Here is a 26,209-nt window from a genome sequence, read left to right as displayed (position 1 = left end):
CTTGATTGATGCCAACGGCCCTTACGGTGACTACCAATACCGCTACGACGCAGTGGGCAACCGCACCGAACGCTTGATCAACCAAAGCCGTCAGCTGACCACCGAAACCTACACCTACGCCGAACAAGCCAATCAACTGCTAAAGGTGGACAGCACCACCACCGCCAGCAGCGCCAACAGCACGCACAGCGATACCCGCAACTTCCAGTACAGCGAAAGCGGACAACTGCTGCAGGACCAAAACAACACCCGCACATTGAACCTGGTATACGGCAACGACCAACGTCTCCAGCACATCGACAACAGCGATACCGGTGTACAGGCCGACTACACCTACAACCCACAGGGTCAACGTGTCCGTAAAATCCTCACAGACAACACCGGTACCGTACTCGGCACCACGTTATACAACTACGACCTGGCCGGTCACCTGATTGCCGAAACCGACGAAAACGGGACTCCGATCCGGGAATACCTGTACCTGGGAGAACAGGCCATCGCCATGAAAGTCAGTGGCAATCGTTTGTATTACGTGCACAATGATCACCTGGGTACGCCGAGGATCCTGACCGACGCAGATCAGAACAAAGTCTGGGAAATCCAAACCACGCCGTTCGGGGAAATATCCGAAGAGATCACCGCAGGTATCACAAACATTAAGGGCTTCCCTGGGCAGTATCGGGATGAAGAAACCGGGTATGTGGATAACTGGCATCGGACGTATGATCCATCCATAGGCCGGTATCTTCAGAGTGATCCGATTGGGTTGGCTGGTGGGCTCAATACCTACGGATACGCACTTCAGAATCCGTTGAGCTATACAGACTCAGCAGGGCTAAAAGTACTTGCATCCTTAAATACAAGCACTCAAACATTAACTGTTACAGATCTTTCTACCGGTCAAACAATCTCTGGCTCGGCATTTACAGGAGGTCACACAAATGCGGATGGTACTGCAACGTCACCAGGAAATTTCCCAGAAATTCCCGCCTCTCCAGGTACATATTACATTGTTGATAATCCAAACCCTCAACATGGTCATGAAGACTGGTATGGCCTTTTTAAATCCGATGACAGAATTGATGATTACTTTTTTGGCGATGGACGACAAAGAAGTGGGGTTAGATTGCATAAGGGAAATCTTAGTTATGGCTGTGTAACAATAAATGCCCGAGGTGATGATGCTGATGAATACTGGGAACAGTTGCGCAGGATGATCGGCAGTACCTATACAACACCGTTAGACTTTAGGAAAGGACCTCATTGGTGGAATGGCACAGGAACTACAACTAATTATGGCACGCTGATTGTCTGGTAATCACTAATGAGACTATTAAAAACCTTACTGGCAGCTGTAATTATTTTCTCTCTGATATCATCATTTGCTTACTTTACAATGATTGAGTCAAAAATATTGACCCAGTACAGCGAAGTAAAAAAAGCATCAAGGGTGGTATTACTGTCCAAAACACGGAGTAAGTTTGTGACAGGAGAGTATTGGGAAAATGAAATGCTGGCTCAGTACAAGAAGATAAATGGATTGCCCCTTGATGCACAGTTTGACTATTTTCGGATACTGCTAGCGAACATAGAATTTTATGGAACTCAATCATATGACTTTATTCATATGGTTGGCATGAATGCAGAAAAGTTTGCTAACTACTTAGATGATTTTGAGAAGGACGATAGTTATCTGAAGTTAAGTCGTGATGAACAAGAAATATTGAAAAAATGGAAAGCAGAGTTCCAAGTGATTGGGCAAGATAAGGAGCTATTGGTTGATTGAAAAAGAAAAAAGTTCATAAAAGTTAATGGGACACCCACTCCAATAATAGGTCGGCCCCGGTAAAACCGGGGCTGTTCTCTTTAATGGGCCAATCCAATACCTTCCATGGTGGTATATTCCAGCCCGGCCAGATGCGCTGTACATGCCTGTACAGCTGTCTGCCCGGCTTCGGCATCCTAAAACAATAAAAAGGACACCCAAAAACTTGAATTCAATTCCCGCATCAACTAGCATTCAACACCATGACCAAACCTCGTAACGAACAAGTCTCTCTGGAAGAGACATCCTTTTATCACTGCATGGTGCGCTGTGTTCGGCGGGCGTATTTGTGTGGTGCCGATTCTGAAACTGGTGAGAATTTTGATCACCGCAAGCAGTGGTTGGTGTCACGATTACGGTTTTTATCCTATGTCTACGCCATTGATATCTGTGCCTATGCGATCATGAGCAATCATTATCATGTGGTGCTACATGTCGATCAGGCACGCGCTCAAAGCTGGTCGGATGACGAGGTAGTGGAGCGCTGGTTGCAGCTGTACAACGGGGATGTATTGATCAACCGTTGGCTGGCGGCGCGTAAAACAATGTCGCCCGCCGAGTTGCAGGCCGTGTCGGTAACAATTGCTCAAGCGTTTGTGTTCCATCAGTTGGTTTATGCGCGGTGTCAATGAAACCATTGCCCGTATGGCCAATGAAGAAGACAACTGCAAAGGCCGGTTCTGGGAAGGGCGCTTCAAGTCTCAGGCTTTATTGGATGAAGGTGCATTGCTGACCTGTATGGCCTATGTAGATTTGAATCCGGTACGGGCTGCCATGGCGGATGATCTGATCGATAGCGACTTTACTTCCATTCAACAGCGACTATTCGATTACGCCAAATACAAAAACACCCAAACCAAAACCGTTACCGAACAAACACTCACCCAGCGTGTTTCTAAACAACGCCAACTTAAGCGTGAGTTGAAGCTTGATCACCTGCCAGAATCCCCATTGATGCCTTTCAGTGGACGCCAGCAGGATGCCATTCATGCAGCCCTTCCATTCACCCGGGAAGACTATTTCGATTTGATTGATACCACCGGTCGCTGTCTGCGAAATGACAAACGGGGTGCCATCAGTTCTGACACCGAAAAGCTGATTAGCCGACTGGGTATCGACCCGAATCAGTGGCTGAAACATGTTCAAAGTTATGGTCGGTCGTATGGAGACAGTGCTGGTTCTCGGGTTTCGTTATTGCAGTATGCGGATCGATTTAAGCGTCGATGGAGTAAGGGAGTTAAAGTGTCATCTGAAAGTTACCTGAAAGCTGGGTGATTTTTTATGCTGTAGAATTTGAAAATTTGGTTTGATGTTTTTCAAAATAAAAAATAAACAGGACCTCCATAAACTTGTTTATACCAGATCGGTCGCACCGGTAATTAATGGTTTTCTTGAAGCAGTTATTAACTAGTCGACAGCAAAGAATACCAATTGTGCCTGAATGAACGACTTGACCAACTTTTTGTTTTGAGAACTCAATATCTATGCATACAACAGTAAAAAGGACATCCATAAACTTGGATTTTTATGAAAAATAGCGAGCTTGATAGGAAGAATATTTTAAAAACGTTCGGCTATAATCCACTGGATGCATTTAAGGCAGGTTATAGCCATTTAGTCCCAAAAGGTCGTTCTAGACTAGAAGATATTTTAAAAATCCTGTCTGAATATGGAGTGGAAAATTTACGACTATTACTAAACTCGAGTGATGAAAATACAGCAATAAATGCGTTATATGTTTTTTCAGAACTAGGTCGCAATGGATGCCCATTGATAGATGATGTTATGGCTTGCTTTAAGTATTCAGATCCTTCAGCTAGGTGGTATATTTTAGATGGATTGATATCACATATATCTGACCTCTCTCTAGAATATATAGCAACTTGTATTGAAACTGCCTCTGATCAATCATCAAGGGTTAGAGGAAAAGCAATTGAGTTTATTGGCACTACCAATAGCTAAAATTAAAGCTGCTCAGGCGTTGATACCTTCCTCAAGTGAGCTAAGGAAACAGCATGAACAAGGGTTGGAGATGCTATTGATGTCCACAGAACAGTTGATCAATAACATCTCAAGTACAGATATAATCGTTAATTGCTATATTTTCGCAAAGTTTATAAAAGCTGCGCACGAAGGCAAATTTATTGAATTTGAAGCAAGTGGAGCTTCGGTTGAAGAAGCAAAGTTTATTCAAATGAAAATAGCACTTAAGAAGAAGATGGTGCTTAAAAAAAGAAAAAGCCTTTGAGCTCTTTTTGATACAGATAAGAAAAACATTGGGGTCAGGACAGAATAAAACGCCAGAATAAAAGAGGGTGTTCAAAATTCTGTGTCAGCTAAAAATCACAACACCATGTGATCATCCAGTCGTCCCTCAAAGTGTATTGTCAGTTGCGATAGCGTGAGGTTCCAATTCTGTACTGGATGCGTCCAGCGCTCGGACTCCCGCATACAATAATTTGAGCAAGCTGTTTTCGTTTGCAAAGCCACCTTTGGTTTTGGTGAGTTTGCGAAACTGTCGATGAACCGCTTCGACCGCGTTGGTTGTGTAAATTGCTTTCCGGACGTATTCCGGGTACTTAAAATAAGTCGAGAGTGTTGGCCATTTCGTTCGCCAGGATTGAATGACCATTGGATATTTATCGCCCCATTTTGCATCTAACTCGTCCAGTGCAATTTCGGCTGCGTTGATCGTGGCAGCCTTGTAAACACACTTCAAATCGGCCATAAACGCTTTCTGATTTTTTGAAGCCACGTACTTCATCGAGTTGCGAATTTGATGAATGATGCAATGTTGGATTTCAGTGTTTGGGTAGATGCTCTCAATCGCTCCGGGGAAGCCCTTCAAGCCATCGATACAGACGATTAAAATATCTTTAACGCCTCGATTGTTTAAGTCCGTTAATACGCTCAGCCAGTGGTGTGCGCCTTCCTGATCAGACAAATACAGGCCGAGCAGCTCTTTCTTACCTTCGATATTCAAACCCAGGATGGTGTAAATCGCTTCCAAATCACGCTCACGCTACGATTGCAGTTCGGGCAGGAGTTTATCGGTGACAGCGTTAATTGTGCCGTTAGAGAGCTGGATATCGTACATATCAGCGATGTGAGTACGGATGTCTTGATAGCGGTTGCCCAATGCAAACAAAGCAAGGACTTTCCGCTCTAAATCATCCGTAAGGTGAGTTTGATTTTTCTTCACCAGTTGCGGTTCAAATGAACCATTGCGATCACGCGGTGTCTGCAATTCGAAATCACCTGCGGCTGATTTCATGGTTTTCTTGCTATAACCGTTTTTGCGATTGGGTTCTGAATGGGATTCTAAATGCTGATCCAACTCAGCCTTCATCGCGGCTTCGGTAAGCTGCTTAATCAAGGGTGTCAAGACACCATCTGCACCGGTTATGCCTTTACCATCCGAAGCGCTTGTAGAGCAGCTTCCATATCAAATTCAATTTTCTTGTCAGTCATGTCTCATCTCTTTTTCAGATATTCTAAAGAAATGACACAGATTTCTGAACACTACCAAAATTTTCCTGTTCATCCTGTTACAATAAAACCGGATCCCACTGTTATAAAGATTTTGCCACAGATTGTAATATGTTCCTTACCCATTCGTGTTCCGGATCTTCATTAAGATAACGAGGCCAGGCCATAACCTCTACAAGTGGTTGTATGTCAAACGGGGCTGCCACTATGCGGACCGGGAACAACTTCACCATTTCCCTGGCAATGCGACCGTGCAAGGTCACGATCCGATCGGTGCCCATTATAAGCTTCGCCGCGGAGTTAAAGTGATCTACGGTACAGACAATATTACGCTGACGTCCATATCGGGGTAAGAACCACTCTTCGTAAGTCGTGCTGCCCCGTTCTCCAATACGAATTGAAACATGATCCAGATCCAGATATTGCTCCATTGTAAGCTCTGTGATGTCACTTGCTTCGCTCACTAAGCAAACCTGATGGTCGTAAAACAGCTCTACCTGGGGATGTTGAATCTTTTCCGAATATTGTTTGGGTATGCACAACAAGTCTATTTCTCCACGATCAAACACCCCCATTACATCATGCGGTGGCCGAATGATTTCAAGATGCATTCCAGGTGACTCTCTGGCAAAAATCGGCATGGCCTGGGAGATCAATATGCCAACCAGATAGTCCGATGCAACTACCGAGAAACTGCGGGAGATTTCTCCAGGGCTGAAATTTGGCCGCAAGGCAATGGTGGCACGCGCCTGCATCAATAATAAAAAGGACACCCAAAAACTTGAATTCAATTCCCACATCAACTAGCATTCAACACCATGACCAAACCCCGTAACGAACAAGTCTCTCTGGAAGAGACATCCTTTTATCACTGCATGGTGCGCTGTGTTCGGCGGGCGTATTTGTGTGGTGCCGATTCTGAAACTGGTGTGAATTTTGATCATCGCAAACAGTGGTTGGTGTCACGATTACGGTTTTTATCCTATGTCTACGCCATTGATATCTGTGCCTATGCGATCATGAGTAATCATTATCATGTGGTGCTACATGTCGATCAGGCACGCGCTCAAAGCTGGTCGGATGACGAGGTAGTGGAACGCTGGTTACAGCTGTACAACGGGGATGTATTGATCAACCGTTGGCTGGCAGCGCGTAAAACAATGTCGCCCGCCGAGTTGCAGGCCGTGTCGGTCACAATTGCTCAGTGGCGTGAGCGTTTGTGTTCCATCAGTTGGTTTATGCGCGGTGTCAATGAAACCATTGCCCGTATGGCCAATGAAGAAGACAACTGCAAGGGCCGGTTCTGGGAAGGTCGCTTCAAATCTCAGGCTTTGTTGGATGAAGGGGCATTGCTGACCTGTATGGCCTATGTAGACCTGAACCCGGTACGGGCTTCCATGGCGGATGATCTGATCGATAGCGACTTTACCTCAATTCAGCAACGCTTGTTCGATTACGCCAAATACAAAAACACCCAAACCAAAACCGCGACCGAACAAACACTCACCCAGCGTGTTTCTAAACAGCGTCAACTTAAGAGTGAGTTGAAGCTTGATCACCTACTGGAATCTCCATTGATGCCTTTCAGTGGCCGTCAGCAGGATTCTATTCACGCAGCCCTTCCATTCACCCGGGAAGACTATTTCGATTTGATTGATACCACCGGTCGCTGTTTGCGAGATGACAAACGGGGTGCCATCAGTTCTGACACCGAAAAGCTGATCAGCCGACTGGGTATCGACCCGAATCAATGGCTGAAACATGTTCAAAGTTATGGTCGGTCGTATGGAGATAGTGCCGGTTCGCGGGTTTCGTTATTGCAGTATGCGGATCGATTTAAGCGTCGATGGAGTAAGGGGCTTAAGGTGTCGTCAGAGTGTTATCTCAGAACCGGTTAATCTGTTCTGGCTATTACACCAGTAAGTCTCTCTTAACCCGGCAATTCAAACGCTTAACAAGAAACAGGGCCTGTATGCTCAGATTCTCACCATGGGCCATCCCTCATGCCTTGGCTTCATTTTTAGCTCTATGGGTTGAATCTGATGCGGTGTCGGATTCTCAGGCCAATGGTATTACCTTATCCATGGGGCAGATACATCCCACATCGATGATCAACTGTTTCTGCGTTGCCTGCGACTGCAGCAGGGGGGCCTTATGATCCGTCCCGGTAATGGCTCTCTTCAAGTCTGGCTGTACGGGTCGGTTCTTTGATCACCAAAGTTTGTTAATGACTCGATAGCATTTAGCTACCTACACACTGGATAACACTTTCGGTGACCTGCCCGAATTGTTGTACAAGCAAATCATCGCCTGCAAAATGTGCTTCAGCAACTCTGATTTTAAGAGCACTCTCAGCTTCTGCATACGAACCTCCGTTTTGTATTGTCTCATACATGGCTTTTTGTAGCGGTTCCGGATAATCATCGAGATACTTGATATGGCAATCAATTGCTTTTGATGCAAGGATCTTAGACTGTATTTCTGCTGCTTCTGGAGACATCCCGGACTTCACCATACCTCTAGCAAAAATATTGCTATTACGAAGCACGTACGCGGTATAGGCTTGAACATATTCTTCTCTTCCAGGAACTTGTGCTGAGCATATGCTCGAAATCAAAGTTCCTAAAATTACTGAGTAATATACTTTTGGCATTGCCATTATCTTCCCGGTCAGCGAATTTTCTTCGCACAAGAGTTTCTAACACGACACCTGTCGTTTTTTTAGATGTCATATATACCAGTTTTTGTTGTATAGGACTACTTACGTCGAGTTCATGGTTTAAAATCTTTTTGCATTCAATGAGAACTCATTAAAATGACAGTTGCTGCGATTTTCAAAAAGTTCAAATCAAGAAAGATTAAAAGGTCACCCAAAAAACTTGCAAACAACGCTTGATGGTACACACCCAATGCCCTCCTCACTGATCATCACCGCCAGGCCGTTGATGGTTTTGCGAAAATCCAGTGGATCACGATGAAAGTAAATCGGTATCGATTCGGGCCACTGAATCATGCGAGTGCTGTGATCAAAGAGAAGAGAACAGGCATTGGCAATGTATTCGGACAATGCACCTGGTACTGTCCGACCTCTCGCATCAGTCTTGATGAAGACACAGACTCAGACTGTACCTCGACATGTGTAAATGCACTGGTGTGCTGAGCGGAAGCTTTATGCTTGGAGGGTTTCAAGCTGAAGTCCTTGGGGTTAAGGTCATGCTGTTTGCAAAACTCAGCTTGGGTCAAATAGGACTGCTCGAACTGGGCACACCGTTGTGGCCATTGATACCTGCGACGTTTGGACATAAGTGCCTCTTTGGATGTGAAGGCTAGAGGTTATAGCAGGAATCTTGGGGTTGGTAGGGTGTAGTTGGTTGGGCGACCACAGCAATCTGAAAAAAGGCGCAATACACCGGAGGGTTGATGGTAATTCTTAGCAATCCTTAAAGCCCGAAGACCTTGGTTTCCTCTGTGTTCGCATCAATCCCCCTTAACGACCCATCACACCACCGCCTGACCGATTTGGTTTCCCTGCTCACTGTTTTTCGTGTGCCCTATAAGTGGTTAACCCGGATGGCATTCCGGGTTAACAGGATAGTTCGCAGGCGAACCATTCAACCGCTGGCCTGTTGAAACAACATCCCGCCACCAATCGGATCTTTGGGTACGGAGGAAATGAGTTTCCGGGTGTATGGCTGTTGTGGGTTACTGTACAGGTTGTCCGGGTCTCCGATTTCCACCACCTTACCCTGTTGCATGACCATGATCTGATCGGAGATGTGTTTTACAACCGATAAGTCATGGGAAATAAACAGGTAGGACATATTGTATTCGTCCTGCAGATCCTGCAGCAGGTTCAGAACTTGTGCCTGTACCGAAACATCCAGCGCGGATACCGATTCATCGCAGATCAGGATTTCCGGTTTCAGTGTCAGGCATCGGGCAATGGCAATGCGTTGTCTTTGTCCGCCAGAGAATTCATGAGGATAGCGATGGAATGCGCTGTCGGGCAGCCCGACTTTTTCGAGCAGTTCTTCAGCTAACTGTTTGCGTTGTTGCCGGTTCTCACCGATATGATGCAACAGCATTGGCTCCATGAGAATCTGGCCCACGGTAAAGCGGGGATTTAACGATGCATAGGGATTCTGAAAAATAATCTGTATCCGTGGCTTTAAGTGTTTAAAGTCTTCCGCGGGCATACGCAGAATTTCCTGGCCATCGAAATAGGCATGACCGGCGGTGAACGGGTGCAGGCGCATCAGGGTCAGTCCGACGGTGGATTTGCCGGAGCCGGATTCGCCGACGATACCCAGGGTTTTACCCCGTTGCAGTTGGAATGAAACGTTATCGACGGCTTTTAAATCCTGATGACTGAATAATCCGGTTTTGATCCGGAAATGTTTGCTCAGGCCCACCACGTCCAGCACGATATCACCATTCGGTTGATAACCCCGATGTCGCTCTGGTGGTGGTACATAGGGTTTATCCTGTAGAAAGTCATCGATCACTGCCAGTCGTTGTGGTCGGCTGGTCAGACTTGGCCGGCAGTTCAGCAGGGCTTTGGTGTAGCTGTGCTGAGGATCGGAAAATATCGTTTCTATGCTGCCCTGTTCGCAGATGGAGCCATGGCGCATGACCACCACTTCATCGGCAAACTCCGCGACCACACCCAGGTCATGGGTAATAAACAGAACCGACATGCCGTGACGTTTCTGCATTTGTGCCAGCAGTTCCAGAATCTGTTTTTGAATGGTCACATCCAGCGCCGTGGTCGGCTCGTCGGCGATCAGCAGTTTCGGTTCACAGGCCACTGCCATGGCGATCATCACCCGTTGTTGCTGACCACCCGACAATTCATGTGGATAGGCGTTGATGCGGTTTTCGGGATCCGGCAGGCCCACTTCGTTGAGCAGTTCAATGGTTCTGGCACGGGCTGCTTTGCGGGACAGGGATTTATGCAGCATCAGGGTTTCAATAATCTGATTGCCGATGGTAAATACGGGATTCAGGGAACTCATGGGCTCCTGAAAAATCATTGCGATATCGCTGCCTCTTAACCGCCGCAATGCCGTTTTTGAAAGTTTCAGAATATTGTTGCCGTTGAATTCAATCTTACTGTCGGGATCAATGATGGTATTGGATTTGGGTAACAGACCCAACAATGCCATGGAGGTGACGGATTTGCCGGAACCTGATTCACCGACCAGTGCGACGGTGGTGTTTTCCGGAACTTCAAAACTGATACTTTTCAGGGCATGGAACAGTTTTCCGTCTTCCAGTTTGAAGTCGACTTTCAGGTTTTCGACTTTGAGTAAAGGGTTGTTCATTTTACGGCTCCACACTATTTCACTTTAGGGTCAAGCGCATCGCGCATGCTGTCGGTCAGCAGGCTGAAGGCCGTGACCAGTACCGACATGAACACGGTCACGGTCACCATCTGCCACCAGTATCCCTGGATCAGTTCGGCCGGCACTTCCGCGAGCATGGAGCCCCAGCTGGTTTGGGTAATATCGACACCAAAACCGAGGAAGGACAACACCACTTCTGACTTGATCATCCCCACGGTCAAAATGGAAAACTGCACCAGCAGGATGTGGCTGACGTTGGGTAGTATATGGAGGAACATTTTCCGTGACTGTCCGGCACCGATGGTGTCTGCCGCCTGAACATACTCGCGGTGTTTGTGTTTCATGAATTCTGCCCGCATCAAACGGAAAATACTGGTCCACGAGGTCAGGCCGAAAATGATGATCAGGGTATCGATACCGCGTGCAAACACCACGGCGAATGACAGCAATAGCAGCATGTCCGGAATAGAAGTGAAGATGCTGTAGAACCACATCAGTATGTCATCGACCCATTTACCGAAATATCCGGCGATGGCACCGAGCAGGGTACCGATAAGGATGGCACAGAATGAACCGAATAAAGCAACCATCACCGATACCGAGGTGCCTTTAAGGGTTTTTTGCAGAATATCGCGGCCGCGACCATCGGCACCCAGAATCAGGGTTTCAAGTTTGGGGACCTGTTGTTGTTCATAGTCACCGGCGTTGGACTCCGCTTCGGCCAGCAGTGCGGCCAGTGGATCAGAGTCATCGGTTTCGTCTGGCGCTGAATCTGTGTCATCCAGAGTGGCATCGTCAGTGATACCAACTGAATCGGCCTTGATTTCTGTGCCTCGTGGAATCCAGGTGGCAAATGTTGGCGGTGCATGGGGCAGGGCGATTTCATCACGCCAGTCCGCGCCAATCAGGTTCATCCAGGCCCCCAGGCACAGCAACAGGTAGGCGATGACGATCAGCAGGCTGGTAAAGCCGACACGGTCGCGGCGCAGTCGTTTCCAGGCCAGAGACCACAAACTGCGTGATGCCGTATTGGTAGCTGATTGATTGATGTTGGGGGTTTGATCGCTGGTTTGAGAGGTCATGATCTTCCCTTATTAATGAAGTTGCACACGTGGATCGATCAGCTTGTAGATCAGATCCGCCAGCAGATTGAAAATCATGACGGCAATCACCAGGTAAATGGTAATGGCCTTGATCACCGGAAAGTCACTGGAATCCACGGCTTTCAGAATTTCGTTACCGAGGCCTGGAATACCAAAAAAACGCTCCATCAGAACCGAGCCGGTAATCATATACGGCAGCGCGGTCATCACGCTGGTAATGATGGGAATCAGTGCATTACGCATGACGTGTTTGAGCATGATCGTCTGTTCTGACAAGCCTTTGGCTTTGGCGGTACGGACATAATCGCTGTTCATTTCCTCAACGAAACAGGTGCGGTAAAAACGGGTATCGGGCGCGATACTGACCGCCAGGCCGATCAACAGTGGTAGCGGGATGTAAATCAGAAAGTTCTCCCAGAAACCATTGCCCCAGCCATACACCGGAAACCACTGCATCTTGTAGGCGAGAAAATACTGCCCGGCGATGATGTACACCAGGATGCTGATAGACATGGCAATGGTGGACAGAATCGTCACCGCGCGGTCATAAATGCTACCGTTGAAGTAGGCTACTGAGGCAGCAAATATCAGAGAAACAAATAAAGAACAGATCTGCCAGGTCAAAATCAGCATGATCGAGGGACCGATACGGTTATTGATGATATCCGAGACCGGCTGCTGGGTGGACCATGAAGTGCCAAAATCCATGGTCACCACCTGTTTGACAAAAATAAAGAACTGCTCCGGCAGGCTTTTGTCCAGTCCCAGTTGGGCTCGAATGCTGGCCAGCATTTCGTTACTCAGACTTTTGCCGGCCAGAATATAAGAAGGATCTCCGCCGACCAGATTGTATAAAGCGAACAATAGCAACATGACGCCGAGCAGGGTCGGAATCATTTGCCAGCCCCGGCGAATAATATAAGAAAACATGAAGACTCCAGTTGTTATCTTGGCAATCAGACAGATCGTTCGAAGTTCCCTGATTGAGTCTGTGGCGCAGCGCGAAATACGATGTTTGAAGTGTTTTGCGCTGGTTTAAGGGCATAAATGATACGTTCCTGTATCACGCTGTCATGCCGCTGTAAATACCTGTCAGATTAACCGGTAAAGGGCGCAGCCGATACCGGTTTAACAATGTTAAAGGTTACTTATCAAGTTCAACGTAACGCCAGCCGCTGAGGATTGGATGGGTTTTGAATCCATGCACATAGCTTTGCGTGACGATACTTCTGACCCGGGTATCGCTGAAAATATAGGGTTGATACTGGGCAATGAGCTTGTCCATTTTGTCATACAGTGATTGACGTTTATTTCCGTTCGGCAGTTTCAGAGCTTCTTCGTAGTACTGGTTAAACGCCGGCAGATCGAAGAAAGCGAAGTTTGAGTCCCCGCCGTTGGGGCCATAGAACATTTGCATGAAGTTCTCACCATCAGGGTAATCGGCCGCCCAGGCAAGGCTCCACATTTGCAGTTTGCCTTCACGGTTGGCTTTGGACAGCTCACTCCATTTGCCGGTTTTAAAGGTGAGTTTCAGGTGCAGTGAATCAAACGCCTGCTGCCAGTACTCATTCCATTCTCTGTCGATGGCAGCGGTGCCGGTGCCCATTTCAACGCTTAGAGGAGAGCCGTCCGGCAGGGTACGGTAGCCATCGGCACCGATTTTATAACCAACAGCATCCAGCAGGGCATTGGCTTTGGCAGGATCGAATTTAGCGCCATCACGGGCTTTGGGGTTGTGGCCGGCAACGCCTTCCGGAATGGCATATTCCACAGGAACCGCCTGACCGCGACGAATACGGGCAATGGTCTCCTGGCGCGGGAACGCCATGGCGATAGCCCGGCGCAGGGCGATTTTGTCTGCGCTGTAACCACCCACTACGGGATCTTTCATGTTGAAGAAGTAAAAGGTGATCTCCAACATTTTTTTACGCTGCATCTGAATGCCCATGTCGGCATATTTGGGGGCCAGTTTGACGTCCAGTGGATTCTCCGGATTGATGATCAGAGCTTCTTTCAGAGCTGGCTGAGGAATGCCGCGTAACAGAATATCCAGCTGCTGATTGAGAAACGCCAGCCATTTAGGCTGTTCTTCTTCGATGACGCTGATTTCAATATTGCCAGTCTGAGGAATCACTTTACCCTTCATTTCTTTGGCAACGGCGACGGAAACCGGATCTGACTTGTCCGCTTTGAAATTGAACACTTCTTTGCGGAATCCCGGGTTGGCGGTCAACGTAATTTTAGAGCCAGGCTTCCATTCTTTGAGCATGTACGGCCCGGTACCCACCGGGTGAGCGTTGGTATTCTCGGCATAGGTCTCAACGACTTCGCGGGCGACTGCGCTGAAAGCCGGCATTGCCAGAATGGTGGCAAAGTTATAGTTCACGTCGGTCAGGTTCAATTGCAAGGTGTATTTGTCCAGCGCTTTGATACCTTCTACTTCGGTATCGTAGTTCAACGGTCCCTGACCGGCCTGCTTGACCAGTTCGTCGACGCCGACGAATTTGCCATCCACCAGATAGCTTTGCGGGGAATTAATGGTTTTATCCAGCAGGCGCTTGATTGAATAGACGAAGTCGGCTGCCACCAGCTCACGTTTTTTTCCTTTAAATGCCGGGTCATCGGCAAAATAAATACCTGGCTTGATTTTAAAGGTATAGGTTTTACCGTCATTGCTGATTTTTGGCATGTCCTCAACGACATTGGGAATAATCTTGATGGGGCGGGCCAGGTAGTCATAAGTGAGCAAGGTGTCGTAAATATTTTCATTAACATCATTTGAATAACCATCGGACACCTTGGCCGGGTCGAAACCGGTGGCTCCGGCGTCAAATTCAACCCTGAGGGTTTTGCTCATATCCGCGGCATAAAGCAGGCTTGAAGAGGCCAATGCGGTTGAAAAAAGAATCGCTTTATAGAGTGTTCGCTTCATCAATTGCTCCCAATGTATCAATGGCAGGGTGATGATCATTATCACCTTGTCTAACAGGTTATAGAGTTTGCCAGAGCTGGCACATAATCATTTGATTTCTATGGTAAATTTTTCCATTAAGTACTTAACAGACCGGAATGGAGCTCATGGCTGGAAATGTCCATCATGCTTTATTGTTTGGTCGGTCAGTATGCACTTTTTTCGAACGTGTTGAATGTCGTCTGATAAAAAACAGCGCATTGGCATCATTCAATAGCGGTGCTGGTGGTTGCCATGGAATTGTTATGCCATATGACTGACATAATTGCGACCTTGATCAAACTAAATGCATCAAACAGTTGGAATTCTGCCATTGTCTGTTGATTGAGTGAATAATCTCCCGGCCACCACAAGTTTATCGATACTTTTTAATAGAAATGACGGGCGCGAAAATGCCATTCATCATCACTCATATTATTGCTAATAGCGTTCAGCAGTCCGGTATCGATCTCCGGTGAATGTTGATCGTACAGTCCACACATCGACAGTGCCCGTAACTTATCTATGGCCAGGCCGAGATGTTCGTAGACCACCCGGGCACAACAGGGCATCCGTTCTCCGCTACCGGAGACGCCCAGTTTTAAACCGGTCAGTCGCGAAACCCGGTTCTTAAATGACGGAAACAGAATGGTTTGAGTGATTTCATTGCCGGTCAGGGATTCATAGTCGACCATAAAAATCCGGTCATGAAGAAAATACGCCATGCCCAGATATATGCCGTGAAAAATTTTATCGTCCGGATGTTCCTGTAACCGTTCGGTGCGCTGGTAATAGATTTTGTCTTCCCGTTGTTCGAGTTTGACCAGGGTACGCAGAATCTTTCCGGGACAGGCCATGGACTGATAGTGTTCAAAGTAATAACCCAGATATTTTGCCAGTCCGTCCGTTCCCTGTTGATGCAGCTTTTGCAGATGGCTGAGTTCCGGTAACGCCGGAGCATCACCGGGCTGGCTGCGGGAACGGACTTTGATCAGCCGCTGGAACTGATCATGAGGCAGCATGATTTCATGCATTTCGACGCCAAAAAAATCGCAGAGGCGCATCATCTTGTGGGCTGAAGGCTTACTGGTACCGCTGAGATAACGGTTGAATTGTGGTCGATTGACATCAAGCCGGCGACAGACCTCGGCAATGGATTTGTAGTAGCTGCACAACAGCCGCAGGTTACGGGGAAAATCCTCATGCATGATGGTTTGGATCCAGTAATTGTTCAGAGTTCATTCAGTTCAAGCGCAGGAAATATATCATAAATGGCGCGTTATGATGCTTTTATGGCACCAATTGGCATCATAATGCAACAGGTTGTCAAATATTCTGACCAGCAGCTCTTTGGTTGAATAGAGCCCTCATAACAATGACAAAAACAACAACGCGATGGTGATTCGCAGATGGAGGCAGAATATGTTGGGTCTACTGAATGATCTTCTATGGGGAAAGGTACTGATCGTAGTACTGATCTCTCTCGGGCTGTGGTTTACGATTGCATCCAGATTCGTGCAATTCCGCTACTTCGGAAAAATGTTCCGTATTCTCAGTACCAATCAGGCGTTTAAAGACGATAAGTATGGTCATCTGAGTTCATTTCAGGCGCTTTTGTTATCAGTTGCCGGTCGGGTCGGTGGCGGGAATATTGCCGGTGTGGCCGTGGCGATAACGCTCGGCGGTCCTGGTGCCATCTTCTGGATGTGGGTGGTAGGTCTGGTTGGTATGGCGACCAGCTACTTCGAATGTACACTCGCACAGACATTTAAAAAGTCAGAACCAGACGGTACCTATCGAGGGGGGCCGGCCTATTACATTACCCGTGGACTCGGGAAACAGTGGAAATGGCTTGGTGGATTGTATTCAGTATTGCTGCTGATCACCTTTGGTTTTGGTTTCAACGCCCTGCAATCCTACTCGGTGGCGACATCGGTCAATGATGCCTTCGGTATTCCAACCTATTACACCGGCATTGCACTGGCACTGGTGGTTGGTCTGATCATTTTTGGCGGAGTTAAACGGATTGCCAGGGTGGCTGAGGTGCTGGTACCGGTTATGGCGTTGGGCTATCTGGGTATTACTCTCATGGTGCTGGGTCTGAACGCCGGCAAAATTCCTGATGTGTTTATGTTGATTGTCAAAAGTGCTTTCGGCCTTGAGCCAGCCATTGGCGGTGGTATCGGTGCTGCCATTCTGCTGGGTGTGAAGCGTGGTCTGTTTTCCAACGAAGCCGGTCTTGGCAGTGCGCCAAACGTGGCTGCCGTGGCATATGTACCGCATCCGGCCAATCAGGGCATCGTGCAGGCATTTTCGGTTTTCATCGATACGCTGATTCTGTGCTCCTGTACCGCATTTATCATTTTGCTCAGCGGCATTTATGATCCAGCCACCATTGCTGATCAGGGCGGCGTGGCGCTGACTCAGACCGCTCTGGCCGATCATGTGGGTGAATGGGGCCGCAGTTTTGTGAGTGTGGCGCTGTTGCTGTTTGGTTTCAGTACCATCATCTACAACTACTACCTTGGCGAAAACAGTCTTAACTTCTTCAGTGGTGAGAATCAGAACATCTATAACGCGTTCCGGGTGGCCATTATCTGTCTGTGCTGCTGGGGAGCCATTATGGATCTGGGAACGGTCTTCGCATTCGCGGATGTGACCATGGGATTCCTGGCACTGGTTAACCTGTTTGCCCTGGCATTATTGTTCAAAACCGGTTTGCGGATCATGAAAGACTACGATCAGCAACTTGCCAGTGGTGTCCGGGTTCCGACGTTTGATGCTCAGCGCTTCAGTGACCTGAACATTGATGCGTCTGCCTGGGAACTGGAACCGGAAGATCAACAGCAGCGTCAGTCTGGCACCTCAGAGGCAGTCGTTACCACTGGTCGCTGAAGCTGATCTGCGGCACAGGGAGGTGCCGTCGATAAGTACATAGTTTGCAGTTCGCAGGATGGCAGCTCCTGCGAGGTAGTTAACCCGGCAGAACAACAAGCGCATTGGTCAGTTTTCCGGCTTATATGATTCCCCTTGGTTAATGGATATTGGCTGCTGAATAAAAACGTCAATTTGTATTAGCTTGGATATTTGCACACATGAAAACACGTATCGAACATGACCTGCTCGGCGATAAAGAAGTACCTGCGGATGCCTGGTATGGCATTCAGACTCAACGGGCGGTGGAAAACTTCGCCATCACGGGGGTGCCGATCAGTCACTTTCCGGAGCTGGTTAAAGCGTTAGCACTGGTCAAAATGGCTGCGGCCAAAGCAAACAATAAACTGGGTAATCTCGATAGCACCAAAACCGACGCCATCATATCGGCTTGCGAAGACATCTGCGGTGGACGCCTGCATGACCAGTTTGTGGTCGATCTGATTCAGGGCGGTGCCGGCACCTCAACCAACATGAATGCCAACGAGGTGATTGCCAACCTGGCGCTGGAAAAACTGGGTCGTGGCAAAGGCGAATACCAGTACCTGCATCCCAATGATGATGTCAACCGTTCACAGTCCACCAACGATGCCTATCCGACGGCGGCCTGTCTGGCAATTCAGTTTGCAGCCGATCCGTTGATCGATACCATCGAAAGCCTGATCGCTGCATTGTCGAAAAAAGGGGTTGAGTTTGCCGATGTGGTGAAAATGGGGCGTACTCAGTTACAGGATGCGGTACCCATGACCCTGGGGCAGGAGTTTGAAGCGTTTGCTGTCAACCTCAGTGAAGACATTGATCGTCTGCGTGAAGCCTGCGCCCTGTTGTGTGAAGTCAACCTGGGTGGAACCGCCATCGGTACCGGTATTAACACCCATCCGGAATATGCATCACTGGCCGTTGGTTATCTGGCAGAGTTTTCCGGTAAACCGATGGTACGTGCCGCCAACCTGGTGGAAGCCACCTCCGACATGGGCGCATTCGTGCTGTTCTCCGGTATTTTAAGGCGCTTTGCGGTCAAGCTGGGCAAGATGGCCAATGACCTGCGTCTGCTGTCCAGCGGTCCGAGAGCCGGTATTGGCGAAATCAAACTGCCGCCGATGCAACCCGGTTCCTCCATCATGCCTGGTAAGGTCAATCCAGTGATTCCGGAGGCGGTCAATCAAACGGCTTATCAGGTAATTGCCAATGATCTGGCAGTGACTCTGGCAGCCGAAGCCGGACAATTGCAGTTGAACGCCATGGAGCCGCTGATCATCTACAATCTGTTGAATTCCATGAAAATGCTGGGCTCAGCCTGTTCAATGTTGGAGAATCGCTGTATTCAGGGAATTGAGGCCGACCGTGAACGTTGTGCGCAATTGCTGGATCAAAGCATCGGCACCATCACTGCGCTGGTTCCTTATATTGGCTATGCCAACGCATCTCGCATTGCCCAGACTGCCCTGCATTCCGGCAGTACTGTCAGAGAGCTGGTGTTGGCAGAGGGGTTGCTGGATGAGGCTGAACTTGAGCAATTGCTCAGCCCGCAGTCCATGCTGGCCCCGCATCTGACAACCATAAATAAAAAGAGCTGATGAAACGTCGCATACTGATACTGCATACCGGTGGCACCATCGGTATGCAAAATTCCCCTCAGGGGTACGTTCCGGCGACAGGATTTGCGGATCTTGTCGCCCTTCAATTACAGGCACGGGCGGTAGAACAGTTACCAGCCTATGATCTGGTGGAGTTTGAACAACTGATCGACAGCTCCAATCTGAATCCATCAGACTGGATGCAGATTGGTCGCCGTATCACCGAACACTGGCAGGACTATGATGGTTTCATTGTTTTGCACGGTACCGATACCATGGCCTACACGGCCTCGGCGCTGTCTTTTATTCTGCAGGGTGCGGATAAACCCGTGATCGTGACCGGATCTCAGATTCCCCTGACCGAATTGCGTAACGATGCGCTGGATAATCTGGTGACCAGTATGATACTGGCAGCGGATGAGCGTATCGCCGAAGTCTGCATTTATTTCAATGGTCGCCTGCTGCGCGGAAATCGCAGTACCAAAGTGCGCAGTGTAGGGTTCGATGCGTTCGATTCACCCAATCTGGACTGGCTGGGCGAGATTGGCATACACATTCAATTGCGCCAGGACTTGTTATTGCCGACCGGTCAGCCGCATTTTGAATTACCCGAATTCAATGCCGGTGCGGTGGTGGTAGCACCGATGTATCCCGGTGTTCAGGCTAGGGTGATTCGCGATTTGATTGATCACGATGATGTCCGGGCGCTGATTATCCAGTCTTACGGCGTGGGCAATCCTCCTGATGGCAATCGTGCATTGATCGATGAACTGGCCAGAGCCGGTGAGCGGGGCATTGTGGTGGCTAATATCAGCCAGTGTTTGCAGGGAGGGGTGTATCAGGGCGCATACGCGACCGCTTCTGTGCTTAACCAGATCGGTGTTGTCGCAGGCGCCGATCTGACTTTGGAAGCGGCATTTACCAAGTTGCATCATCTGATTGCCATGGGATCGGACGCAGAATATATCCGTCAGGTCTTTACCCAATCTTTGTGTGGAGAATGCAGCAGCCATTGAGCGTTATACCCGATCTGGACAGACAATAACCAGCAGGGCGATCCAGATCATACCAATTCTCACTGACAACGGCACAATACCCGATATGTGATCAGCTTGTGTCGTTGCTCATGAATATCTCTGAACCTTCTATCTCTGAACCTTCTAACCCTGAACCTTCCAGCCCTGAAATTTCCCGCCCTAAACCTTCCGGTCGTGTGGCCATGCAACAACTGCTCTGCGCTATTCGCGAGCAACTTCCAGTGGGTGCACCAGAAGCCGACTTGTGTCAGAAAATTTGTATCGGTTGTCCCAAAAAGCTGATGAGTTATCTGGAGCAGGAAGTGAACGACTGGCAGAGAGCGCTGGACGATGGAGAGACCCCCAAGCTGGGTGACATCCGTCAACTGGCCCGTGCGGCCCGAAAAATACACGCGGTCATCGAAAAGAATGGCTTGCTCATGCCTCAGCGTTCGCCGGTGTCTCGTACACTTGAATGATTGTCTTTTCTTGATCAGCTGGTGAAGAATCCAAAATTCCATATCAGGTTGCCCTTTAATCCTTATAAGTCTGTATCAGACAGTTGATTGACCGATCAAGCGTTGATCTGTTCGGGTTATCAGGCAATGCCGTACTGCATCGCAGTGACGCCCCGCCGGATTCAGGCTGGGGCTGTTCTCACCTTCAAAACAAGAGGCATCGTTATGATTTTCCCGGAACCGATCATTCAGCAACTGGAGATGTACCCGGATCATGTTGTCGTGGAACAGGAAGACAATGGCCGGCAGATCAGCGCGGCTGAACTGTTGTCCATGGTGAGGTGTCTGGCGGCCGCCATGGAAGATGCCGGTCTTGGACCCGGCAGCCGCGTGGTTTTGATTCTGGATGTTTCACCCGAATCCCTGGCAACCTATCTGGCGGTCTATGCCCGTGGCTGTCTGGTGATCGATATCCGACCAGGTTACAGCGAGGCGCAGTTGCAGTTTATTCTGGGTCAGGGAGTGGATCGGGTGATCGATCAGCAGGTGGTGCATGAAATGCTGCAGACGCCTGAGCGCCCCCTGGAGCTGCTGGCTCGAATCGATGACACCGCGCATGTGGCCTATACCAGCGGTAGTACCGGGCAGCCCAAAGGATGTTCACGAACCTATCGGGCCGTTACCGATCACTGGGCCGTCAACGCTGCCAGGCTAAGCCCGGAGCTGCAGGAAATTGCCTCCCGTTCCCAACGTTTTCTGTTATTTGGAACGTTGGCCAGTATCCCGATACAGGATTTTTCCTTGCTCAGTCTGTTTCATGGCGGCACGCTGGTAATCCCCAGAATCGACGATACGCCGTTGTTTCCGGATGTGATCGCCCGGCTGAACATTACGGCCTCACTCATGAATGTCCCACGCCTGTATCAGATGCTGGATACATTACGTACCCGACACTGTGACCTGAGCAGCCTGAAGATGTTGATGGTGTCCGGCTCGCCGATGTCGGATCACCGACTGTCTGAAGCACTTGATCGATTGGGCCCTGTGGTTTACTTCGCCTATGGGCAGACAGAGTCAAACTGTATTGCGATGATTACGCCGGATGAGATTCGTCAGGGCAGATACGGATCCGTCGGCCGGCCATTGCCGCATGTGCAGGTGGATATTCGCGACGGTGAAGTTTATGTCCACAACGAACTGGCGGCATTCGAATATTGGCAGAAGCCGGAGCTGACCCGTGAGGTCTTTCAGGACGGCTGGATCAGAACCCGTGATTGTGGCTATATCAAAGATGGCTACCTGTATCTTGATGGTCGTGCCCGGGATGTCATCATGGTTAATGCCTTACCGGTATACGTAGGACCGATCGAGCGGGTGTTGAACAATCATCCGGAGATTGATGAAGCGTTCGTAGTGGGCGCGCCGGATGATAAGGTTGGAGAAGCCGTTCATGCCTTTCTGATCGCCAGAGATCAGCCGCCCGATCATGAATCCATCCGGACTACTGTGCGCCAGTCACTGGGTGATTCCAGCGTGCCCAAGAGTATCCATTTTGTCTCCTCCGTACCGGTTATGCCGAGTGGCAAGGTAGACAAAAAAGCGTTGGCTGCACAGTACCTGGTCGATGCCTGAACAGGGACTGTGCACTGTGTTGGTTGCGGGTTTAACCGCCCACTGCCGATTGACGTAGTGCTTTGGCGGCACTGACCATATTCTGCAGGGCCGGAATGACTTCCTCCCAGCGGCGGGTTTTCAGGCCGCAATCGGGGTTGATCCACAAGCGCTTGTCAGGAATGCGCTCTGCCGCTTTACCCATCAGGTGAATGATCTGTTCCTGATCGGGGATGTTGGGTGAGTGAATATCATAAACGCCAGGGCCGATTTCATTGGGATACTCAAATTCCTCAAACACATCCAGCAGTTCCATATCCGAACGGGAGGTCTCGATGGTGATGACATCCGCATCCATCTGCGCAATCGCCTCGATAATATCGTTGAACTCCGAATAACACATATGGGTATGGATCTGGGTTTCGTCACGCACACCATTGGCGCTGATACGAAAGCACTCCGTTGCCCAGTTCAGATAGTTCTGCCATTCCGAGCGGCGCAGCGGCAGACCTTCGCGCAGGGCTGCTTCATCGATCTGAATAATATTGATGCCGGCAGCTTCCAGATCGAGGACCTCCTGACGGATGGCCAGCGCCAGTTGCAGACAGGTCTGCCGGCGCGGCTGATCATCACGGACAAAAGACCAGTTCAGCATGGTCACCGGACCGGTCAGCATGCCTTTCATGGGTTTATCGGTCAGCGACTGGGCGTATTTGATCCAGTCGGTGGTCATGGGATTTGGGCGGTTGATATCGCCGAACAGAATCGGCGGTTTGACACAACGGGAGCCGTAAGACTGCACCCAACCGAAGCGGCTGAACACATACCCTTCCAGTTGCTCGCCAAAATATTCCACCATGTCATTACGCTCAGCCTCACCATGCACCAGCACATCCAGGCCAAGTGCTTCCTGCTCACGTACCGCACGCTCGATTTCGGTTTTCATGCCAGCCTGATAGTCAGACCAGGACAACTGCTGTTGTTTAAACGCAAGGCGGGCTTTGCGGATTTCCGCCGTTTGAGGGAACGAACCAATCGTCGTCGTCGGATAAAGCGGAAGCTGCAAATGCGCCGCCTGTTTGGGTGCCCGCTGAGCATAGTGATGCTGACGCTGGCCAAATTCAGGGGTGATCGCCTCCAGTGCCTGGGTAAGCAGAGGATTATGCACTCGCGAGGACTGCTGGCGGCTGACAATAGCGGCCTGATTGGCAGCCAGTTCCGTCGCCACTGCCGTTCGGCCCTGATTGATGGCCTTGCCCAGAACCATCAGCTCAGTAAGTTTCTGTCGGGCAAAAGCGAGCCAGTTGCGGATTTCCGGGTCCAGGTCGGTTTCATTGTCGAGATCCACCGGCACATGCAGCAGAGAGCATGAGGGTGCCAGCCACAACCGCTCCCCGAGTCTGGCAGCAATCGGCTCAAGCCAGTCCAATGTTGCGTTGAGATCGGTTTTCCAGATGTTGCGGCCATCAATGACACCTATGGACAGAACCTTGTGGGCCGGCAGCCAGTCGACTACCCGATGGACCTCATCACGACCACGGATAGCATCAATATGAAGACCGGCCACCGGCAGATGACAGGCCAGCCGCAGGTTTTCCTGTAAGGTGCCAAAGTAAGTGGTGAGCAGCAGATTTGGGCGATTGGCTTTTAACGTATGGTAGGCAAACTCAAAGGCATGTTTCCACTCGGGGGACAATTCCGTTACCAGTGCCGGCTCATCGATCTGTACCCATTCTGCGCCGGCATCCGCCAGTGCTTCCAATAACTGACTGTAGACCGGCAGCAGCCTGGGCAGCAAATCCAGACGGTGGGATTCATCCTTGGCCTTGCTCAACCATAAATAGGTGACAGGGCCGATGATCACTGGTTTGGCCTTGATACCGGCATTGCGTGCCTCGTTAAACGGTTCCAGCAGCCGGGCTGAATTCACGGAAAACGTGGTATCGGCAGTGACTTCCGGCACCAGGTAATGGTAATTGGTGTCAAACCATTTGGTCATTTCACTGGCATGAAGACATGGTTCGGTATCGCTTTTGGCTGCTCTTCCCCGGGCGGTGCGAAAATAACGGTCCAGCTCGCTGCCATCCAGTTTGCTGATTCGGGTCGGTACGTTGCCCAGACAAAAACTCATATCCAGCACTTGGTCATAGAGGGAAAAATCCCCCACCGGAATCCAGTCGAGCGGCTGTTGCAGCTGCCAGTTCTGCATCCGGATATCAGCGGCCTGTTGTAACAGCTGTGCGTCGCTGATCCGGTCATCCCAAAACGCCTCCAGCGCGAACTTCAACTCCCGGTTGGCACCGATACGCGGAAAGCCAAGGTTATGCAGTAATGCCATGTGTGTGTCCTCCAGTCTGTGAATGTCACGGATTGTAGAAGACGGTATTCATGATTAATAATGGTCTATTCTAATTAATCCATTAGTTATATTCATGAGTAGGCCATGATTGAACGAATCCATCTCCGCATCCTGCGGGAAATTGAACGTCAGGGATCGCTGACCGCCGCCGCCAACGCCTTGAATCTGACGCAGTCGGCGCTCAGTCACACCATGAAGAAGCTGGAGCAGAGCAAGGGTGTGCCCATGTGGAGCAAGGAAGGCAGAACCCTGCGGCTTACTCAGGCTGGTGAGTATCTGCTCAATGAAGCCAGGCGGTTGTTGCCGCAGCTTGAACGGATTGACGAGGTATTGCGGCAATATGCCGGGGGTGAACAGGGCACTTTGCATATCGGCATGGAATGTCACCCGTGTTATCAGTGGCTGCTGCGGGTGGTCAAACCTTTTCTGCAGCGCTGGCCGGATGTTGATATAGACGTGAAGCAACAGTTCCGTTTTGGTGGGCTGGCAGCGTTGTACAACCATGATATTGATATACTGGTGACACCTGACCCGATCCTCCGTACAGGCATCGTGTTTGAACCCGTATTTCCCTATGAACTGGTATTGTTGGTCGGTGAGGCCAATCCGTTGAGGGCGTTGCCCTATGTCCGTCCGGATCAACTGTCAGATCAGATCCTGTTGAGTTATCCGGTGAGTGCAGAACGCCTGGACATTTATCAACAGTTTCTGGTGCCGGCGGGTTGTCGGCCCAAAAAACATAAGACCTTGGAAGCCACGGAAATTATCCTGCAAATGGTGGCGTCGGGTCGCGGGGTGACCACGCTACCGCAATGGCTGGTGGCCGAATATGCAGAAACTTTTGCGGTCTATCCGTTACGCCTGGGACAACAGGGTATTCATAAACAAATTCATCTGGGAGTCCGAACACAGGATGCGGAGCATTTGCATATTCAGACGTTTAAAGAGTTTTCCCGTATTTGTCAGCCGTAGGAGCAACTATGGTGGGAGTGATGATAAACATAAGCACTTGTGATGGTTATTTTTGCGCTTCCATTTATCATTCAGAAGGTATTGAAAGCGTTGGTTTCATGCTAACGAACCGGGATTGATATCCGGCTCTTTCCAGCAAAATACATTTGTTAATTTGATAATCACTGGTTTGTCCCTAGCTGCCAGCATCCTTGTTAAACAAGCCGATATTCAGCGTGACTTATTGATGTATGACAATTACCCCGACACTTTTGATGGTCGGGTTAATGACAGTGGTCTCGTGCTGTCTCATGAGAAATCAATGTCTTCCTCTGTCACCTTGCAGAAAATGTTTCAGTTTTTTCAGGCTGAAAGTGAATCAAATCACAGCAAACATGCCTTTTGACACCTCTGCTCCAACCTGTGTTTGATTTTTCATTGTGCGATAAAAGGTAAGAATGTATCTGCTCACTGTTTTTTGTTGTCGAAAAATGGACGCAAGTACTCCACGCTACGGGCGCTGGTTAACAATTTTTTTTTTGAACCACGTTACAATCGGTGTGGCTGGTTATTGTCCTGGCTGTTCAAAAG

At 49.3% G+C, this 26,209-nt stretch carries 22 protein-coding genes and 1 pseudogene; 13 read left to right on the top strand and 10 right to left on the bottom strand.

Translation table 11 applies throughout. The features are described from left to right. Position 1: 1 nt before the first annotated feature. The 6 genes from YC6258_RS31115 to YC6258_RS00625 all read left to right on the top strand — a co-directional run bounded on the left by YC6258_RS31115 (position 2) and on the right by YC6258_RS00625 (position 4,073). Entirely contained in the window at positions 2-1,318 is a 1,317-nt protein-coding gene (locus tag YC6258_RS31115; protein ID WP_044615338.1) for an RHS repeat-associated core domain-containing protein, read from the top strand. A 6-nt stretch (positions 1,319-1,324) separates the two neighbouring features. Then, on the top strand, positions 1,325-1,786 hold the full coding sequence (locus tag YC6258_RS00635; RefSeq protein WP_044615337.1) for a hypothetical protein: 462 nt from the start codon (positions 1,325-1,327) through the stop codon (positions 1,784-1,786). A 242-nt stretch (positions 1,787-2,028) separates the two neighbouring features. After that, positions 2,029-2,457 (top strand): hypothetical protein, encoded by a 429-nt coding sequence (locus YC6258_RS30480; protein ID WP_211264602.1) that lies wholly within the window; start codon positions 2,029-2,031, stop codon positions 2,455-2,457. Beyond that, on the top strand, positions 2,441-3,100 hold the full coding sequence (locus YC6258_RS00630; RefSeq protein ID WP_211264601.1) for a hypothetical protein: 660 nt from the start codon (positions 2,441-2,443) through the stop codon (positions 3,098-3,100). The genes YC6258_RS30480 and YC6258_RS00630 overlap by 17 nt, the downstream gene beginning before the upstream one ends. A gap of 252 nt (positions 3,101-3,352) precedes the next feature. Further along, entirely contained in the window at positions 3,353-3,787 is a 435-nt protein-coding gene (locus tag YC6258_RS29365; protein WP_144407513.1) for a HEAT repeat domain-containing protein, read from the top strand. After that, positions 3,759-4,073, top strand: a complete 315-nt coding sequence (locus tag YC6258_RS00625) for a hypothetical protein (RefSeq protein WP_144407512.1) — start codon at positions 3,759-3,761, stop codon at positions 4,071-4,073. Before YC6258_RS29365 ends, YC6258_RS00625 begins: the two co-directional genes overlap by 29 nt. Positions 4,074-4,168: 95 nt before the next feature. Here the strand turns inward: YC6258_RS00625 and YC6258_RS00620 are convergent. After that, positions 4,169-5,296, bottom strand: a pseudogene (locus YC6258_RS00620) (IS256 family transposase). A 101-nt stretch (positions 5,297-5,397) separates the two neighbouring features. Then, positions 5,398-6,087 (bottom strand): LysR substrate-binding domain-containing protein, encoded by a 690-nt coding sequence (locus tag YC6258_RS00615; protein WP_169748906.1) that lies wholly within the window; start codon positions 6,085-6,087, stop codon positions 5,398-5,400. 45 nt (positions 6,088-6,132) lie between these two features. On the opposite strand from YC6258_RS00615, the gene YC6258_RS30790 reads away from it, so the two are divergent. Then, positions 6,133-7,212 (top strand): transposase, encoded by a 1,080-nt coding sequence (locus YC6258_RS30790; protein WP_044615334.1) that lies wholly within the window; start codon positions 6,133-6,135, stop codon positions 7,210-7,212. A 344-nt stretch (positions 7,213-7,556) separates the two neighbouring features. On the opposite strand, the gene YC6258_RS00605 is transcribed toward YC6258_RS30790, so the two are convergent. From YC6258_RS00605 to YC6258_RS00575, 7 genes are all read right to left on the bottom strand, one after another. Then, positions 7,557-7,967 (bottom strand): hypothetical protein, encoded by a 411-nt coding sequence (locus tag YC6258_RS00605; RefSeq protein ID WP_144407511.1) that lies wholly within the window; start codon positions 7,965-7,967, stop codon positions 7,557-7,559. A gap of 356 nt (positions 7,968-8,323) precedes the next feature. Continuing rightward, the gene (gene tnpA / locus YC6258_RS31270; RefSeq protein ID WP_425402627.1) at positions 8,324-8,617 is read right to left on the bottom strand and encodes an IS66 family insertion sequence element accessory protein TnpA; all 294 of its coding nucleotides are present in this window, start codon (positions 8,615-8,617) and stop codon (positions 8,324-8,326) included. 308 nt (positions 8,618-8,925) lie between these two features. Further along, entirely contained in the window at positions 8,926-10,638 is a 1,713-nt protein-coding gene (locus YC6258_RS00595; RefSeq protein ID WP_044615331.1) for an ABC transporter ATP-binding protein, read from the bottom strand. A 14-nt stretch (positions 10,639-10,652) separates the two neighbouring features. Continuing rightward, a complete protein-coding gene (locus YC6258_RS00590) occupies positions 10,653-11,741 on the bottom strand; it encodes an ABC transporter permease (protein WP_044615330.1) in 1,089 nt (362 codons plus the stop codon). Between the two features lie 12 nt (positions 11,742-11,753). After that, a complete protein-coding gene (locus tag YC6258_RS00585; protein ID WP_044615329.1) occupies positions 11,754-12,692 on the bottom strand; it encodes an ABC transporter permease in 939 nt (312 codons plus the stop codon). 214 nt (positions 12,693-12,906) lie between these two features. Next, positions 12,907-14,694, bottom strand: coding sequence for an ABC transporter substrate-binding protein (locus tag YC6258_RS00580; protein WP_044619609.1), 1,788 nt, complete (start codon positions 14,692-14,694; stop codon positions 12,907-12,909). Between the two features lie 407 nt (positions 14,695-15,101). Then, positions 15,102-15,920 carry a helix-turn-helix domain-containing protein gene (locus YC6258_RS00575; protein ID WP_044615328.1) on the bottom strand — a complete coding sequence of 273 codons (819 nt, stop codon included), beginning with the start codon at positions 15,918-15,920 and terminating at the stop codon, positions 15,102-15,104. 214 nt (positions 15,921-16,134) lie between these two features. Here YC6258_RS00575 and YC6258_RS00570 point away from each other — a divergent pair, with 214 nt between their 5' ends. The 5 genes from YC6258_RS00570 to YC6258_RS00550 all read left to right on the top strand — a co-directional run bounded on the left by YC6258_RS00570 (position 16,135) and on the right by YC6258_RS00550 (position 22,329). Then, a complete protein-coding gene (locus YC6258_RS00570; protein ID WP_044615327.1) occupies positions 16,135-17,607 on the top strand; it encodes an alanine/glycine:cation symporter family protein in 1,473 nt (490 codons plus the stop codon). 200 nt (positions 17,608-17,807) lie between these two features. Further along, positions 17,808-19,223: an aspartate ammonia-lyase gene (locus tag YC6258_RS00565; RefSeq protein WP_044615326.1), complete on the top strand. Its 1,416-nt coding sequence runs from the start codon at positions 17,808-17,810 to the stop codon at positions 19,221-19,223. Beyond that, positions 19,223-20,239, top strand: a complete 1,017-nt coding sequence (gene ansA / locus YC6258_RS00560) for an asparaginase (protein ID WP_044615325.1) — start codon at positions 19,223-19,225, stop codon at positions 20,237-20,239. The genes YC6258_RS00565 and ansA overlap by 1 nt, the downstream gene beginning before the upstream one ends. A 110-nt stretch (positions 20,240-20,349) precedes the next feature. After that, complete coding sequence (locus YC6258_RS00555; protein WP_052829963.1) at positions 20,350-20,718, top strand: hypothetical protein; 369 nt, start codon at positions 20,350-20,352, stop codon at positions 20,716-20,718. Between the two features lie 87 nt (positions 20,719-20,805). After that, positions 20,806-22,329: a class I adenylate-forming enzyme family protein gene (locus tag YC6258_RS00550; protein WP_211264600.1), complete on the top strand. Its 1,524-nt coding sequence runs from the start codon at positions 20,806-20,808 to the stop codon at positions 22,327-22,329. Between the two features lie 31 nt (positions 22,330-22,360). Here the strand turns inward: YC6258_RS00550 and metE are convergent, their stop codons facing one another. After that, complete coding sequence (gene metE, locus YC6258_RS00545) at positions 22,361-24,646, bottom strand: 5-methyltetrahydropteroyltriglutamate--homocysteine S-methyltransferase (RefSeq protein WP_044615324.1); 2,286 nt, start codon at positions 24,644-24,646, stop codon at positions 22,361-22,363. A gap of 105 nt (positions 24,647-24,751) precedes the next feature. On the opposite strand from metE, the gene YC6258_RS00540 reads away from it, so the two are divergent. Beyond that, positions 24,752-25,639 (top strand): LysR substrate-binding domain-containing protein, encoded by an 888-nt coding sequence (locus YC6258_RS00540; RefSeq protein WP_044615323.1) that lies wholly within the window; start codon positions 24,752-24,754, stop codon positions 25,637-25,639. Positions 25,640-26,209: the final 570 nt, after the last annotated feature.

The sequence above is a fragment of the Gynuella sunshinyii YC6258 genome (assembly GCF_000940805.1).
Classification (GTDB): domain Bacteria; phylum Pseudomonadota; class Gammaproteobacteria; order Pseudomonadales; family Natronospirillaceae; genus Gynuella; species Gynuella sunshinyii.
This window is presented reverse-complemented; position numbering and strand designations above follow the sequence as displayed.

Bases quoted from the DNA above. Each gene is read 5' to 3' on its own strand.
- YC6258_RS00635 (WP_044615337.1), top strand. From the start codon at position 1,325: ATGAGACTATTAAAAACCTTACTGGCAGCTGTAATTATTTTCTCTCTG.
- YC6258_RS30480 (WP_211264602.1), top strand. From the start codon at position 2,029: ATGACCAAACCTCGTAACGAACAAGTCTCTCTGGAAGAGACATCCTTT.
- YC6258_RS00630 (WP_211264601.1), top strand. From the start codon at position 2,441: ATGCGCGGTGTCAATGAAACCATTGCCCGTATGGCCAATGAAGAAGAC.
- YC6258_RS29365 (WP_144407513.1), top strand. From the start codon at position 3,353: ATGAAAAATAGCGAGCTTGATAGGAAGAATATTTTAAAAACGTTCGGC.
- YC6258_RS30790 (WP_044615334.1), top strand. From the start codon at position 6,133: ATGACCAAACCCCGTAACGAACAAGTCTCTCTGGAAGAGACATCCTTT.
- YC6258_RS00605 (WP_144407511.1), bottom strand. From the start codon at position 7,967: ATGCCAAAAGTATATTACTCAGTAATTTTAGGAACTTTGATTTCGAGC.
- tnpA (WP_425402627.1), bottom strand. From the start codon at position 8,617: ATGTCCAAACGTCGCAGGTATCAATGGCCACAACGGTGTGCCCAGTTC.
- YC6258_RS00595 (WP_044615331.1), bottom strand. From the start codon at position 10,638: ATGAACAACCCTTTACTCAAAGTCGAAAACCTGAAAGTCGACTTCAAA.
- YC6258_RS00590 (WP_044615330.1), bottom strand. From the start codon at position 11,741: ATGACCTCTCAAACCAGCGATCAAACCCCCAACATCAATCAATCAGCT.
- YC6258_RS00585 (WP_044615329.1), bottom strand. From the start codon at position 12,692: ATGTTTTCTTATATTATTCGCCGGGGCTGGCAAATGATTCCGACCCTG.
- YC6258_RS00580 (WP_044619609.1), bottom strand. From the start codon at position 14,694: ATGAAGCGAACACTCTATAAAGCGATTCTTTTTTCAACCGCATTGGCC.
- YC6258_RS00575 (WP_044615328.1), bottom strand. From the start codon at position 15,920: ATGCATGAGGATTTTCCCCGTAACCTGCGGCTGTTGTGCAGCTACTAC.
- YC6258_RS00570 (WP_044615327.1), top strand. From the start codon at position 16,135: ATGTTGGGTCTACTGAATGATCTTCTATGGGGAAAGGTACTGATCGTA.
- YC6258_RS00565 (WP_044615326.1), top strand. From the start codon at position 17,808: ATGAAAACACGTATCGAACATGACCTGCTCGGCGATAAAGAAGTACCT.
- ansA (WP_044615325.1), top strand. From the start codon at position 19,223: ATGAAACGTCGCATACTGATACTGCATACCGGTGGCACCATCGGTATG.
- YC6258_RS00555 (WP_052829963.1), top strand. From the start codon at position 20,350: ATGAATATCTCTGAACCTTCTATCTCTGAACCTTCTAACCCTGAACCT.
- metE (WP_044615324.1), bottom strand. From the start codon at position 24,646: ATGGCATTACTGCATAACCTTGGCTTTCCGCGTATCGGTGCCAACCGG.
- YC6258_RS00540 (WP_044615323.1), top strand. From the start codon at position 24,752: ATGATTGAACGAATCCATCTCCGCATCCTGCGGGAAATTGAACGTCAG.